General features: G+C 44.7%; 16 protein-coding genes. 9 read left to right on the forward strand and 7 right to left on the reverse strand.

Annotated features, from left to right (window positions below; all coding sequences use genetic code 11):
- The first annotated feature begins 11 nt into the window (after window positions 1–11).
- Window positions 12–893, forward strand: a complete 882-nt coding sequence (locus Q0394_RS03940; RefSeq protein ID WP_298945640.1) for a hypothetical protein — start codon at window positions 12–14, stop codon at window positions 891–893.
- A 298-nt stretch (window positions 894–1191) separates the two neighbouring features.
- Here Q0394_RS03940 and Q0394_RS03945 read toward each other — a convergent pair whose 3' ends face one another.
- Genes Q0394_RS03945 through Q0394_RS03960 form a run of 4 tightly spaced genes read right to left on the reverse strand, consistent with a single transcriptional unit; the run spans window position 1192 to window position 3955 of the window.
- Entirely contained in the window at window positions 1192–1614 is a 423-nt protein-coding gene (locus tag Q0394_RS03945) for a Sua5 YciO YrdC YwlC family protein (protein WP_298945641.1), read from the reverse strand.
- A gap of 13 nt (window positions 1615–1627) precedes the next feature.
- A complete protein-coding gene (locus Q0394_RS03950) occupies window positions 1628–2533 on the reverse strand; it encodes a DMT family transporter (RefSeq protein WP_298945642.1) in 906 nt (301 codons plus the stop codon).
- A 29-nt stretch (window positions 2534–2562) separates the two neighbouring features.
- Complete coding sequence (locus tag Q0394_RS03955; protein ID WP_298945643.1) at window positions 2563–3360, reverse strand: DNA methyltransferase; 798 nt, start codon at window positions 3358–3360, stop codon at window positions 2563–2565.
- The gene (locus Q0394_RS03960) at window positions 3353–3955 is read right to left on the reverse strand and encodes a DpnII family type II restriction endonuclease (RefSeq protein WP_298945644.1); all 603 of its coding nucleotides are present in this window, start codon (window positions 3953–3955) and stop codon (window positions 3353–3355) included. The genes Q0394_RS03955 and Q0394_RS03960 overlap by 8 nt, the downstream gene beginning before the upstream one ends.
- 27 nt (window positions 3956–3982) lie before the next feature.
- On the opposite strand from Q0394_RS03960, the gene Q0394_RS03965 reads away from it, so the two are divergent.
- The 4 genes from Q0394_RS03965 to Q0394_RS03980 are packed head-to-tail and all read left to right on the forward strand — an operon-like array spanning window position 3983 to window position 6500.
- Complete coding sequence (locus tag Q0394_RS03965) at window positions 3983–4339, forward strand: DpnII family type II restriction endonuclease (protein WP_298945645.1); 357 nt, start codon at window positions 3983–3985, stop codon at window positions 4337–4339.
- On the forward strand, window positions 4332–5129 hold the full coding sequence (locus tag Q0394_RS03970) for a DNA methyltransferase (RefSeq protein WP_298945643.1): 798 nt from the start codon (window positions 4332–4334) through the stop codon (window positions 5127–5129). The genes Q0394_RS03965 and Q0394_RS03970 overlap by 8 nt, the downstream gene beginning before the upstream one ends.
- 29 nt (window positions 5130–5158) lie before the next feature.
- Complete coding sequence (locus Q0394_RS03975) at window positions 5159–6064, forward strand: DMT family transporter (RefSeq protein ID WP_298945642.1); 906 nt, start codon at window positions 5159–5161, stop codon at window positions 6062–6064.
- A gap of 13 nt (window positions 6065–6077) precedes the next feature.
- Window positions 6078–6500, forward strand: a complete 423-nt coding sequence (locus Q0394_RS03980; protein WP_298945641.1) for a Sua5 YciO YrdC YwlC family protein — start codon at window positions 6078–6080, stop codon at window positions 6498–6500.
- A 298-nt stretch (window positions 6501–6798) separates the two neighbouring features.
- On the opposite strand, the gene Q0394_RS03985 is transcribed toward Q0394_RS03980, so the two are convergent.
- Complete coding sequence (locus Q0394_RS03985) at window positions 6799–7680, reverse strand: hypothetical protein (protein WP_298945640.1); 882 nt, start codon at window positions 7678–7680, stop codon at window positions 6799–6801.
- Window positions 7681–8142: 462 nt separating this feature from the next.
- Here Q0394_RS03985 and Q0394_RS03990 point away from each other — a divergent pair, with 462 nt between their 5' ends.
- From Q0394_RS03990 to Q0394_RS04005, 4 genes are all read left to right on the forward strand, one after another.
- Window positions 8143–9513 (forward strand): GntP family permease, encoded by a 1371-nt coding sequence (locus tag Q0394_RS03990; RefSeq protein ID WP_298945639.1) that lies wholly within the window; start codon window positions 8143–8145, stop codon window positions 9511–9513.
- 610 nt (window positions 9514–10123) lie between these two features.
- The gene (locus Q0394_RS03995; RefSeq protein ID WP_298945638.1) at window positions 10124–11266 is read left to right on the forward strand and encodes a glycerate kinase; all 1143 of its coding nucleotides are present in this window, start codon (window positions 10124–10126) and stop codon (window positions 11264–11266) included.
- A gap of 496 nt (window positions 11267–11762) precedes the next feature.
- Window positions 11763–12107 carry a hypothetical protein gene (locus tag Q0394_RS04000; protein WP_298945637.1) on the forward strand — a complete coding sequence of 115 codons (345 nt, stop codon included), beginning with the start codon at window positions 11763–11765 and terminating at the stop codon, window positions 12105–12107.
- 47 nt (window positions 12108–12154) lie between these two features.
- On the forward strand, window positions 12155–12610 hold the full coding sequence (locus Q0394_RS04005) for a hypothetical protein (protein ID WP_298945636.1): 456 nt from the start codon (window positions 12155–12157) through the stop codon (window positions 12608–12610).
- 250 nt (window positions 12611–12860) lie between these two features.
- On the opposite strand, the gene Q0394_RS04010 is transcribed toward Q0394_RS04005, so the two are convergent.
- Window positions 12861–13430, reverse strand: coding sequence for a YceI family protein (locus Q0394_RS04010; RefSeq protein ID WP_298945635.1), 570 nt, complete (start codon window positions 13428–13430; stop codon window positions 12861–12863).
- Between the two features lie 136 nt (window positions 13431–13566).
- Window positions 13567–14469 carry a 1,4-dihydroxy-2-naphthoate octaprenyltransferase gene (gene menA / locus Q0394_RS04015; RefSeq protein WP_298945634.1) on the reverse strand — a complete coding sequence of 301 codons (903 nt, stop codon included), beginning with the start codon at window positions 14467–14469 and terminating at the stop codon, window positions 13567–13569.
- Window positions 14470–14504: the final 35 nt, after the last annotated feature.

Here is a 14504-nt window from a genome sequence, read left to right on the forward strand (position 1 = left end):
AAGGATACGCTATGGGCATGATAATCTTACTTTTTTACGTTATTCCTTATATGGTAGTTAGCGCTATCATTATGCTTATTACCGTAAAATATATTAAGAGAATTTGGATCAGAGGCATTGTAGCGGCTGCACTATTTCTGATCCCCATTTATGACATCATCATTACAAATATTCTTGGAGTATATTACTGCGCTACCGCTCCAAAGGCTTTTATAAAGGAGACGGTAGAGTATCCGCAGAGTATTTATTTTGAGGATAATGTTCGTCCCTTTGAGGATGCGAACATAAACTGGATCAAGGGGAGGTTTGTCGACGGTGTCCATATAAAAACTTTGGCTTTAAATTTGTTCAACGGAAACGTGACCGTTTTTTCATTTAATGAGAATTCCAGCGAATTAAAAGAATATGAAGAAACCGAGAAAGAGCTTGATAAGGCCATGGGTATCTGCGATACTCTAGAAAAAGAAGTACGCAAAAAGCTTAAAGATGGAATAATAAAATATAAATCGGACGAGCATAGTAGGTATATAAATAAAATTGATATACAAAAAGAGTCGATATTTAAGCTCATGAATAAATCAAAAGAGATTCGGAATAAAATGATCATACAAACAACTACTACAAAAGATAAAATATCAGAAACGAACTATACCGCAAAATTTGACGAGATTAAGCTAGATAAATTTAGTTCAAATTTTCTCATAGCTACCGAATTTAAGCTGATAAACAATAAAACATCCGAGATAATCGCATACAAAAGGGAGTATCATAACTATTACTACAATATGTTTCCGAACCTATCGACGGGAGGCAGAATAAATTGGAAATCGTTTTGCGATCTCGAAAAGTTGGATAAAGAAATAGGAGTTATATTTTTGGATGAATATTTATAAATATCGCCTATCCAAACAAAGCGATTAAAATTAACATCCAACTCTCGACTCGAAATTTATTTGGCAAAGCCGAGTCGATAAATTTAATTGACAAATTTAGCAAACAGTCCGTACTTATCCGCCAAAAGATAAAGTCCTAAAAATAGCGCAGCGTATAAAACGGTTTTAAATATTTTTAGCAAGGCGTGCAAATTTGATCCTTTTTGCTTCGTTAAATTTGTGAAATCTTAGCCAAAGGGCGGTTAAATTTGAGTGAATTTGGATGGGAAATTTGAAAAACGAGAGTAATTCGAGTGGGTTACCTCAGCCGTTTTAAGCGCATTTTTGAAATTTTATATATTTTCGAGCTTGCGTTTTGGCTGAAATTTTGATCCACGACCTGATCCGCCGCCGCTTTTGCCCAGGCTTCATCGAAGTTTTGCCCGTTTAAATTTGCACTGCTAGAATACAGCCAGTCAAATTGCCTCAAAAACTCCTCATGAGCGCACTCTTTCACGATGCGCACGGCGGTGCCGTTCGGATATAAAAAGGTCGTTTTCCTTGCGAGACGCACTAAATTTTTAAATTTAGCGGGCACGCGAGCAAGATTTTTTAGCTCGCTAAGCTTTGCCGTCGTTATGAGGCAGGGCTTGTCCGCCGCTCGGCGTTTGAGCGCGTTTATCTCGCGAAAATCCTTACTCAAAAACCCGGCCGTCGTATCGGTCTGCGCTAAATAAATCATCTCTCCTCCAAATTCAGGCCTTTTTCCTATCTTTAGCTAGCAAAAATATGCACGAGATAATGAGCGTAAAGCCCGCAAAATCAAGAAACACGAACTCCGTCCCCAGCCAAAAATAGGCAAACGCCGCCGCGCTCACCGGCTCGATGCACGCGATCATGCTCGCCCTGCTTGCGCCTATTATCTTTAGCCCCGTCATATAAAAGCTAAACGCGCATATCGTGCCCAAAATCACCACTGCAGCAAGCGCTGCAAAGCCGTCCGCGTCGCTCACGCCGCCCAGCTGCCAAACCCGCGTATAAAGCGCGAGCGCGCCGCCGCCGATAACCATGCCCCAGCCTAAATTTAGCGCAATGGTATATTTTTGATTTAGCTTCGTTGGGATGAGGCTGTAAATCACGACGCCAAGCGCGCTAATCAGGCACCAAACCAGCGCCTCTGCGCTGATAACGAGCGAACCCAGATCGCCGTGAGTGGCGAGCAGCACGACGCCGAGCACCGCTAAAATAAGCGCGATAAGCTCGACCTTTTTAGGCGCGCGCCGCTCCAAAAAGCAAACGACGGCGAGGATGAGCGCGGGCGCGGAGTACTGGATCACGGTCGCGACGGCGGCATTTGAGAGCTCGATGCTGTAAAAGTACGAATACTGCGTCATCATGAGCCCAAAAAACGCATAGATGAGCAGCTGCGGCAACAGCGCGCGATCTTTTAGCGGCGCGAGGGCTACGTGCGGCGAACGCGCTAAATAATACGCCACCATCGCAAGCCCGGCAAGGCTCAGGCGGTAGGGCACGAGCCAGTCGGCGCTGACGCCCTTTTGCGTGAACAGATACTGCCCGCAAACGCCGCTAAAGCCCCATAATACGCCGCCAAGAAGCGTGATAAATACTCCGAAAAATTCGCTTTTGACTAGATTTTTCATTGCGCGATTATAGCTAAATTTCGGCCTAATCAATCTAACTTATTTATATCTAAAATCCTGCGCTTAAAAAGATCAAAATTTGCGTCGAGTTCGCTTTTGCGATTTATAGAAATTTCTATAAATTCCCGCTCTTTTTCGATGCCGACAAATTTCCGCCCAAGCAAATTTGCAGCGATGCCCGTCGTCGAAGAGCCGGCAAACGGATCGCAAATCACGCTATCTTCGTTGCTAGCCGCTAAAATCAGCCGCACCAAAAGAGCAAGCGGCTTTTGTGTCGGATGCTTACCGCATGCTTTCTCCCACGGCGCGATCGCCGGAAAGCTCCAAACGTCTTTCATTTGCTTGTCGTCGTTTAGCTTTTTCATCAGTTCGTAGTTGAAAATGTGCTTAAATTTCTCACTTTTTCTCGCCCAGATTATTTGCTCGGTGCTATGCGTGAGGTATCGGCAGCTAAAATTCGGCGGCGGATTAGTCTTTTGCCAAGTGATGACGTTTAAAATTTTATAGTCTAGCTTTTGCAGCGCCCGGCCGATCGAAAAAATATTGTGATACGTTCCGCTTATCATTACGCTGCCGTTGTCCGTGAGTGCATCTTTGGCAAGTGCTAGCCACTCGAGGTTAAATTTATCTATTTCGTCAATACCGTAGCTTTTGTCCCAATCACCTTTATTTACGCTTACGATTTTTCCGCTTTGAATGCTAAGTCCATCATTTGAGAGAAAATACGGCGGGTCGGCAAAAATAAGGTCAAACTCTCCCTTAAATTTAGGCAAAATCTCAAAACAATCGCCTTTAAAAAGCTTAAAATCATCGGATAGCTTAAACATTTTTAAGCTCTTTTACGAAATAATGAAGCGTAGAAAGATTATAAATTTTAACGCTTTTGTATGCCTCTTCAAGCTTGTTTTTAGCGGCACACCAGCCCTGTCCGTCCGTTATCCAAATAAATTTATATCCGCCGCAAAGCGAGATTTTTTGCGCTATTTCGATGTAAGATCTTGCGACCTCGTTTAGCTTCGAGCCGCCCGTGCTATAAAAATTCGCCTCTATCAGATACGTTATGCCGCCCGCGGTTATAACGAAATCAAAAATCTTTTGATCGCTTCCTAAATTTAGAGCGAATTTTTTGCTACTAACTTCGGTTTGAAAGCCGATATTTTCACTCTTAAAATACTCTGAAACCGTTCTAGAGAAATTTACGCCGCCTCGATTTTTCCGTGCGTTCGTATCGAGTCCGACTTCTACGCCAAATACGTAATCGTGTAAATTTTTTATCTTTGCATCCATAAAAATTTTATCCAGTCCGGTTTCTTTACAAAACTCGTAAATTTTATCGGGACTTTCAAAATACGCTTTCAGCTTCGTTAATTCGCCGCTTGTCGCGACTACATCCGTATTTTTATCTCGAACGGCTATGAGCAAATTTAGCGTATCAAAGCACTCTTTACTTTGCTTAAAAAGAGTGAAAATATCGGCTTTCAAACCGAAGTTAGTAGCAAAAAATTCGCTCTAAATTTAGGAAGCGATCAAAAGATTTTTGATTTCGTTATAACCGCGGGCGGCATAACGTATCTGATAGAGGCGAATTTTTATAGCACGGGCGGCTCGAAGCTAAACGAGGTCGCAAGATCTTACATCGAAATAGCGCAAAAAATCTCGCTTTGCGGCGGATATAAATTTATTTGGATAACGGACGGACAGGGCTGGTGTGCCGCTAAAAACAAGCTTGAAGAGGCATACAAAAGCGTTAAAATTTATAATCTTTCTACGCTTCATTATTTCGTAAAAGAGCTTAAAAATGTTTAAGCTATCCGATGATTTTAAGCTTTTTAAAGGCGATTGTTTTGAGATTTTGCCTAAATTTAAGGGAGAGTTTGACCTTATTTTTGCCGACCCGCCGTATTTTCTCTCAAATGATGGACTTAGCATTCAAAGCGGAAAAATCGTAAGCGTAAATAAAGGTGATTGGGACAAAAGCTACGGTATTGACGAAATAGATAAATTTAACCTCGAGTGGCTAGCACTTGCCAAAGATGCACTCACGGACAACGGCAGCGTAATGATAAGCGGAACGTATCACAATATTTTTTCGATCGGCCGGGCGCTGCAAAAGCTAGACTATAAAATTTTAAACGTCATCACTTGGCAAAAGACTAATCCGCCGCCGAATTTTAGCTGCCGATACCTCACGCATAGCACCGAGCAAATAATCTGGGCGAGAAAAAGTGAGAAATTTAAGCACATTTTCAACTACGAACTGATGAAAAAGCTAAACGACGACAAGCAAATGAAAGACGTTTGGAGCTTTCCGGCGATCGCGCCGTGGGAGAAAGCATGCGGTAAGCATCCGACACAAAAGCCGCTTGCTCTTTTGGTGCGGCTGATTTTAGCGGCTAGCAACGAAGATAGCGTGATTTGCGATCCGTTTGCCGGCTCTTCGACGACGGGCATCGCTGCAAATTTGCTTGGGCGGAAATTTGTCGGCATCGAAAAAGAGCGGGAATTTATAGAAATTTCTATAAATCGCAAAAGCGAACTCGACGCAAATTTTGATCTTTTTAAGCGCAGGATTTTAGATATAAATAAGTTAGATTGATTAGGCCGAAATTTAGCTATAATCGCGCAATGAAAAATCTAGTCAAAAGCGAATTTTTCGGAGTATTTATCACGCTTCTTGGCGGCGTATTATGGGGCTTTAGCGGCGTTTGCGGGCAGTATCTGTTCACGCAAAAGGGCGTCAGCGCCGACTGGCTCGTGCCCTACCGCCTGAGCCTTGCCGGGCTTGCGATGGTGGCGTATTATTTAGCGCGTTCGCCGCACGTAGCCCTCGCGCCGCTAAAAGATCGCGCGCTGTTGCCGCAGCTGCTCATCTATGCGTTTTTTGGGCTCATGATGACGCAGTATTCGTACTTTTACAGCATCGAGCTCTCAAATGCCGCCGTCGCGACCGTGATCCAGTACTCCGCGCCCGCGCTCATCCTCGCCGTCGTTTGCTTTTTGGAGCGGCGCGCGCCTAAAAAGGTCGAGCTTATCGCGCTTATTTTAGCGGTGCTCGGCGTCGTGCTGCTCGCCACTCACGGCGATCTGGGTTCGCTCGTTATCAGCGCAGAGGCGCTGGTTTGGTGCCTGATTAGCGCGCTTGGCGTCGTGATTTACAGCCTCATCCCAACGAAGCTAAATCAAAAATATACCATTGCGCTAAATTTAGGCTGGGGCATGGTTATCGGCGGCGGCGCGCTCGCGCTTTATACGCGGGTTTGGCAGCTGGGCGGCGTGAGCGACGCGGACGGCTTTGCAGCGCTTGCTGCAGTGGTGATTTTGGGCACGATATGCGCGTTTAGCTTTTATATGACGGGGCTAAAGATAATAGGCGCAAGCAGGGCGAGCATGATCGCGTGCATCGAGCCGGTGAGCGCGGCGGCGTTTGCCTATTTTTGGCTGGGGACGGAGTTCGTGTTTCTTGATTTTGCGGGCTTTACGCTCATTATCTCGTGCATATTTTTGCTAGCTAAAGATAGGAAAAAGGCCTGAATTTGGAGGAGAGATGATTTATTTAGCGCAGACCGATACGACGGCCGGGTTTTTGAGTAAGGATTTTCGCGAGATAAACGCGCTCAAACGCCGAGCGGCGGACAAGCCCTGCCTCATAACGACGGCAAAGCTTAGCGAGCTAAAAAATCTTGCTCGCGTGCCCGCTAAATTTAAAAATTTAGTGCGTCTCGCAAGGAAAACGACCTTTTTATATCCGAACGGCACCGCCGTGCGCATCGTGAAAGAGTGCGCTCATGAGGAGTTTTTGAGGCAATTTGACTGGCTGTATTCTAGCAGTGCAAATTTAAACGGGCAAAACTTCGATGAAGCCTGGGCAAAAGCGGCGGCGGATCAGGTCGTGGATCAAAATTTCAGCCAAAACGCAAGCTCGAAAATATATAAAATTTCAAAAATGCGCTTAAAACGGCTGAGGTAACCCACTCGAATTACTCTCGTTTTTCAAATTTCCCATCCAAATTCACTCAAATTTAACCGCCCTTTGGCTAAGATTTCACAAATTTAACGAAGCAAAAAGGATCAAATTTGCACGCCTTGCTAAAAATATTTAAAACCGTTTTATACGCTGCGCTATTTTTAGGACTTTATCTTTTGGCGGATAAGTACGGACTGTTTGCTAAATTTGTCAATTAAATTTATCGACTCGGCTTTGCCAAATAAATTTCGAGTCGAGAGTTGGATGTTAATTTTAATCGCTTTGTTTGGATAGGCGATATTTATAAATATTCATCCAAAAATATAACTCCTATTTCTTTATCCAACTTTTCGAGATCGCAAAACGATTTCCAATTTATTCTGCCTCCCGTCGATAGGTTCGGAAACATATTGTAGTAATAGTTATGATACTCCCTTTTGTATGCGATTATCTCGGATGTTTTATTGTTTATCAGCTTAAATTCGGTAGCTATGAGAAAATTTGAACTAAATTTATCTAGCTTAATCTCGTCAAATTTTGCGGTATAGTTCGTTTCTGATATTTTATCTTTTGTAGTAGTTGTTTGTATGATCATTTTATTCCGAATCTCTTTTGATTTATTCATGAGCTTAAATATCGACTCTTTTTGTATATCAATTTTATTTATATACCTACTATGCTCGTCCGATTTATATTTTATTATTCCATCTTTAAGCTTTTTGCGTACTTCTTTTTCTAGAGTATCGCAGATACCCATGGCCTTATCAAGCTCTTTCTCGGTTTCTTCATATTCTTTTAATTCGCTGGAATTCTCATTAAATGAAAAAACGGTCACGTTTCCGTTGAACAAATTTAAAGCCAAAGTTTTTATATGGACACCGTCGACAAACCTCCCCTTGATCCAGTTTATGTTCGCATCCTCAAAGGGACGAACATTATCCTCAAAATAAATACTCTGCGGATACTCTACCGTCTCCTTTATAAAAGCCTTTGGAGCGGTAGCGCAGTAATATACTCCAAGAATATTTGTAATGATGATGTCATAAATGGGGATCAGAAATAGTGCAGCCGCTACAATGCCTCTGATCCAAATTCTCTTAATATATTTTACGGTAATAAGCATAATGATAGCGCTAACTACCATATAAGGAATAACGTAAAAAAGTAAGATTATCATGCCCATAGCGTATCCTTTTTAGTTGTCGGCAAAACGGAGACGGTACGTTTTGCCTCGTGCCTAAAATATGCGGGCCAATAAAACCCGCAACTGTTTTAAATTTGACCGCTTCGTATCTTTTGCAAATCATTGATAAAATGATAGTGCCGTAAGGCTTAAGGCGGAGTTAAATTTGAGCTTCGGCAAGCGCTAGTAGTCAAATTCGACGCTTATTTTACGAATTATAATATCACAAAATTTAACCTCGCAAGTTATATTTTGTGATAAATTTGCTCCAAATTCGAACCTAAATTCAAAACAAAATTTAACCGCACCAAAGCCGCCCGCACATTTACCACAAAAGTAATCGGCCGTCAAATTCACTTATTTTATAAAATGAAACTAAAATTTCAAATCTAATTTAGATATTTTAAAAACAAATTTCGGTAATATTGCGCTAGACAAAAATTTTATCCGAAAGGAGCTATTATGAGCGGTATTGCTCTCATCGTCTGCTTCATCATCGCGGTCGTCGTTATGATCGTGCTGATTTCAAAGTTGGGGGTTCACCCCTTTATAGCGATCATGCTCGTTTCGCTAGCTCTAGCCGTCGTCGCGGGCATCGACCTAGTCAAGGTTCCCGCGATCATCGGAGAGGGATTTAGCGGGATATTTAAAAGCATAGGCATCGTCATCATCCTGGGCGCGCTCATCGGTATGGCGCTGGAAAAGACGGGCGCGGCGCTAAAGCTGGCCGATATGGTCGTGCGCTGCGTAGGCGATAAGCGCCCCGAGCTAGCTATGCTCATCATGGGCTGGATCGTGGGTATCCCGGTCTTTTGCGATAGCGGCTTTGTCGTTCTAGATCCGATCCGTCGCGCGATAAAGGAAAAAATCGGCGCCAACCCCGTAGCTATGGCCGTCGCGCTCTCGTGCGGCCTATACACCTCGCACGTGTTTATACCGCCGACTCCGGGCCCGATAGCGGCCGCAGGACTCGTGGGCGTAGGTCACAACCTGCTGCTAGTCATCGCCGTGGGTGCGGTCGTTTCGATACCGGTTCTCATCGCGGGCTATCTTTTTGCTAAAACTATCGGCGCAAAAGTGAGCCTAAAAGAGGATCTCGCAGACGTCGGCAAAAGCTACGACGAGATCATCAAAGAGCACGGCAAGCTGCCTTGCGCGTTTTTGAGCTTGGCGCCGATTTTTATGCCGATTTTGCTGATGGCGCTGGGTTCGGTCGTCTCGATACTAAAGCTAAAAGGCTCGTTTGCGAATTTCGTTTTATTTTTGGGCAACCCGATCATCGCGCTTGGCGTGGGCGTGCTATTTGCCGTTATCTTGCTGGCCGAAACGGGCAAACTGGGCGAATTTAACCTCATAACCAATGAAACGCTAAAGATCGTGGGACCTATCCTCTTTATCACGGCTGCGGGCGGCGTGCTAGGCAACGTCATCGCTAAGGCCGGATTCGTCGAGTTTATGAAGGCAAACGCCCACCTCATCGGCACTGTGGGCATATTTTTCCCGTTTGTTATCTCGGCTATCATCAAGACCGCTCAGGGCAGCTCGACCGTAGCGCTTACGACGACGGCCTCTATCATGGGGCTTTTCACCGATAGCGGCTCGATGATGAGCGCGCTAGGACTCACGAGCGAGATGGGCGCGGTGCTAACGGTGATGGCGATCGCTGCGGGCGCGATGACGGTTTCGCATGCTAACGATAGCTATTTTTGGGTCGTTACGAACTTTAGCAAGATGTCGCCGGAGCAGGGCTACAAGACTCAGACGATGCTTACCTTTATAATGGGTATCGTAGGTATGGCGACGGTTTGGGTTGCGTCGCTGATTTTGCTGTAAATTTGACGGCTAAATTTGAGCGGCGAGATTTGGGATAATTAAATTTGAGTGCGGTTTCGGTGAGGCGAGACAGCACTTTTTACGGTAGTAACGGTAAATTTTCAAATTTGTCCGCCTAGACCCGCATCTTGAAAATGTTAAATTTGATTTGGTTAAATTTGGCATTACGCGCTAAGCTTTTTGCTAAGGGGGAAGGGGCTTGAATTACGGTCTGCTTGCAGTTGCGAGGCAAAGCCGAAGCAAAAGAGCTCCCTTCTCCCTTAACAATCCCCCCCCACCCCTACGACGTGAGAGGTTGCTGCACTGCGTGCAGGTTTATGTGGCGCTATCGCGCGACACGTTTTTAAATTTATAATGAAGCCAAATTCGGCTCGCGATTTAAAACTAAATTTGATAAAATCAGACCGTAGAATTTAAGGCGAAGTATTTTGAGATGATTTTTGGGGTTGCGCAGAGTAGGCTGGACTTCTGCTTGCAGTTGCGAGTGCAACGAAGCAAAGATAGTACGCCGAGCTAAATTTTAGCCAGCTCCGCTTCTTGCAAAGCAGTGAGCGAAGCGCAACTGAAAAAGCGCTCAAAAGACAAGCCTTGCAAAAAAAAGGAAAACATGATGAAAATTCTAATAGCAATCGACTCTTTCAAGGGCTCTTTGAGCTCGCTTGAAGCCGGCAATGCCGTAAAGGAGGGCATAGAAGCCTTAGCGAGTAAGACCGATGAGGTGGTGGTAAAGCCCATCGCAGACGGCGGCGAGGGTAGCGTGGTGGCGCTAGCGGACGCGCTAAATGGCGAGTTTATCGACGTTATCGTGCAAAATCCTCTCGGCGAAAAGATCCCCGCTAGATACGCGCTAGCAGGCGAGCTGGGCATCCTCGAGATGGCGTCTTCTAGCGGACTCATGCTAGTGGAAAAAGAGCGCCGAAACCCTATGAAAACTAGCACCTACGGCTTTGGACAGATGATTTTGCATGCTATTGGTAAGGGCGCGCGTAAATTTATCGTGGGTATCGGCGGTAGCGCTACGAACGACGCGGGCACGGGTATGCTAAGTGCGCTTGGATACGAGTTTTTTGACGAAAACGGCGAGCTGCTCGAGGGTAAAGGTGAAAACCTCATAAAAATCACCAAGATCTCAAACAAAAACGTAGCGCCCGAGCTGCAAGAGTGCGAATTCCTCGTGGCTTGCGACGTGGATAACCCGCTCTTTGGCAAAAACGGCGCAGCCTACGTCTACGGCCCGCAAAAGGGTGCGGACGAGCAGATGGTAAAGGATCTAGATGCTGGGCTTATAAGCTTTGCGAGCGCGACGAGCGAGCACTTTTCGAGCGAATTTTGGAACTTTAAGGGCGCGGGCGCGGCAGGCGGGCTAGGGTACGGGTTTGTGAGCTACCTAAACGCCAAACTAAAGCCCGGCATCGACATCATCATGGAGGAGATCCGCCTCGAAGAGGACGTGAAAAACGCCGATCTGATCATCACCGGCGAGGGGCGACTGGACTTTCAAAGCTCGATGGGCAAGACCCCGACCGGAGTGGCAAAAATCGCCAAAAAATACGGCAAGCCGATCATCGCGCTAGCAGGTAGCGTGTCTCCGTGCGCGGGCGGCTGTAACGAAAACGGCATCGATGCGTTTTTTAGCGTATTAAACGAGCCTGTGAGCCTAGAAGAGGCGATGGATAAGCAAACCGCGATGCGCAACCTCAAAATGACTGCCCAGCAGGCATTGAGGCTATATTTGCTAGGGCGTAAAGGGTAAATTTACGATTTCTACAACCGACGGCTCGGCGGGCACACTTGCCGATTCGTCAGCTTGGTTTCTTTTGCTTTGTCATTCGGTACTTAGTACTCTGTATATTTTACAAATACGGTTGAATGTTTTGCGGTTTTGTTGTGTCTGACAAGAAATGGTTTCATAAATTTAAACAAAAGCAAGCTGATTTTAGGCTATTCAAATTTACTAGTGCTATGGGATTACTTTAAATAAATACATAATATTTACTGGTCAGCTGACATTCTTAATAAAGGAATATCATGTTTTGTCTGTTGGCGAGGGGGTGTGAGTGTAATTATTATGATACTAACAGCGTCAAATGTTTATTTATAGGCTATGTGCTTGGTAGCACTAACTTAAAAGTGGGTAAAAATTTAATTGTTATTGTAAGCAGATAAAAATAGGTAGCTGAAAAATAGATTAATGCACTTTTAAACATAAAAATACTATATTAACTTTCAAAAGTAAGGAGACAAAAGCCATGTATTCGGAAATAGTTTTTAACATATACCATTTTTTAATGCAGGTAGGTTTTTCATCCTTTTACGCTTGTATGTTTATAGGAGCTATTCATGCTCTACCGGTGGCTATCCTTTTTAGACAATCGGTTTTGTTGGTTCTTTTTTATATAGGCACAACATCATATGTTTGGGCTAGTTTTGCAGCTAACAAAGAGGGCATCTTAACATTGCCCTCAGCTGGAAATTACACACTTCTTTTTTGGACATCAACAGTTCTTGTAGGAGCCGCCTCTGCCATCTCTCCTCCAAAAGAACCAAATTTGTATACCGACTTTATGATACCGTGCGACATTGGTGTAGACTGATAAACGAAGTAAATATATAATTTATGCTAGCATTTAAGGAGGTTTCTATGTTTTATGATTGCTTTCAGTTCATAAAAAACTTTTACATGACAACAATGGCTATAAGCGCATCAACTGCCACATATATTACTTCTTTTACACTAAATCTAGCGATAGTGTCCTTCTTTTTTTTAGCTATTCAAAAATTTAGTATCAAAAGAGTTAAGGCTACTAAAATTATTATAACTACTTTCTTATCCTCGCTTATATTTTGCTATATGTTTGAGCATTTTTTTGTAAAAAATATAGAGATAGGCTCTTTACCGTTTGCAGTTTTTTACGGCTTTGTTTTTTGTAGTAGTATTGTATCTAGCTTGGATAATACGCCCGCTGACGTCGACCCTGCCTATGGAGCCGACATTTACACTGGCATCACTCTTGAAAAGATGTGCAGCGGCACTTATGGAAAGTTCTTTTCTAGCCCAGAGGACCAAGTGCTAGATGAGCAGCAGTATCAAATCTAAACTTTAAACAAGAATATAAGCATAAAATAAAATACGCTATAATAGCTTCTATGATACTTTTTTACACTTTTTTAATTGCTTTGCTAGTTTATACTGCCAAAAAAGAGTATGAATTTATATTCTTTTTTGGCGAACATAAAAACCTACTCCCGGATCAAACCTAAACGCTGCTGCTTTGGCGTAGTAAATTTAATGACATGTGGTAAAAGCCAAAAAAGTTAAAAAGCCCGAAAACGGGCTTTAACCAGACTTATTTTTCCTTCGCTTCGATCTCGATTTCTAGCTCGACTTTGTCTGATAGCGTTATCTCGGAGGTATCCAGCCCGATCTCAAAGAGCTTGCGTTTAGTCTCGCCCTCTAGGCTAAAGCCGATTTTTTCCTTGCCGTTTTTATCCGCCGTAAAGCCGCCGAGCTCAAATTTTAGCACTACGGGCTTAGTGATGCCGTGCATCGTGAGCGTGCCTACGACCTTGCCTTCTGTGTCGCTTTCTTTTTCAAATTTGACCATTTTGTAGGTGATTTTGTCGAATTTGGCTGCGTTGAAAAAATCCGCACTGCGTAGGTGCTCGTCGCGCTTGTCGTTTTGCGTATTTACCGAGGCGGTCTCAATGGTAGCCTCTAGCGCTTTTAGCTCCTTGGCATTTTTGTCGTAGTCGATCACGGCGTCAAATTTGCCGAAATTTCCGCTGACTTTTGATATGCTTAGGTGCTTTATCTTAAAACCGACGCTGCTGTGCGCCGGGTCGATCTCGTATACCGCGGCGTTTGCAAAGCTTGCTGCTAGCGCTACCGCTAGCGAAAATTTGATTAGTTTTTTCATTTTTACTCCTTACGATTTAGGTTTGAAAGTGTAATTTAAAAAAGTAAATATATAACTTTTTCGCAATATTTTGAGAAAAATTTGAATTACTTTTTTGCCGTCCGCTGATCGCAGGCTAAGAACGATCAGGCTAAATTTAGCCCCAAATTTCCCCGACGAAAAACAGCGCCGACATCGCAAACGTGCAGAGCGCGACGACCTTTAGTTGTCCGTCAAAGTCGCGACACTCCCGAACTTTCGATACGAAAAAGATGTGCCAAATAAGCGGTGCAAAGCTAATTACGTAGAGTAGTTTTACGCCCGAATCTCCGCGCAAAAGCGAGTAGCATAGCATAAGGCCCGCACCGCCTACGATCAACGCGTAGTGGTAAAGCTTGGCTGTGCGCAGTCCGATACGTACGGGGATCGTGCGCTTTCCCTTGAGCGCGTCGTTTTGGATATCGCGCATGTTATTTAAATTTAGCACCGCCGTGCTTAGCATCCCGCACGCGCACGCAGGCAGCAGCAGCGCCGCATCAAGCGAACGCGCGTATAAAAAGTATGAGCCCAGCACGCTCAAAAGGCCAAAAAACAAAAACACGAAAACGTCGCCGAGCCCCTTGTAGCCGTATGCGCCGGCTCCCACGGTGTAGCGGATCGCAGCGTATATCGACGCGCCGCCCAGCGCCAAAAATAGCATAACGAGGTAAAACCGCTCGCCGAATGCCAAAACGCTTAGCGCGAGGCTCGAAAGTGCCGAAAGTAGCGCCGTAGCGACGATGATGCGTTTCATCTCGGCCGCGCTCATCTGCCCCGTTTGGATTGCGCGGCGCGGCCCAAGTCTGCCGTCGTCGTCGGTGCCTTTTACTGCGTCGCCGTAGTCGTTGGCATAGTCGCTTAGTACCTGAAACAGAAGCGTCGTAAGTAGCGCCAGCGCAAAAATATCCGCCCTAAACGCGCCCGCACCGTATGCTGCGCCGCTGCCAAGCAGTACGCCTGAGACGCTAAGAGGTAGCGATCTAAGCCGCGCGGATGCGTAAAGAGCTTTTGCGGTTATCATTTTTTGCCTTTTTAAATTTATACGCCGAATTTACG

The sequence above is a fragment of the uncultured Campylobacter sp. genome, assembly GCF_938039205.1.
Classification (GTDB): Bacteria; Campylobacterota; Campylobacteria; order Campylobacterales; family Campylobacteraceae; genus Campylobacter_A.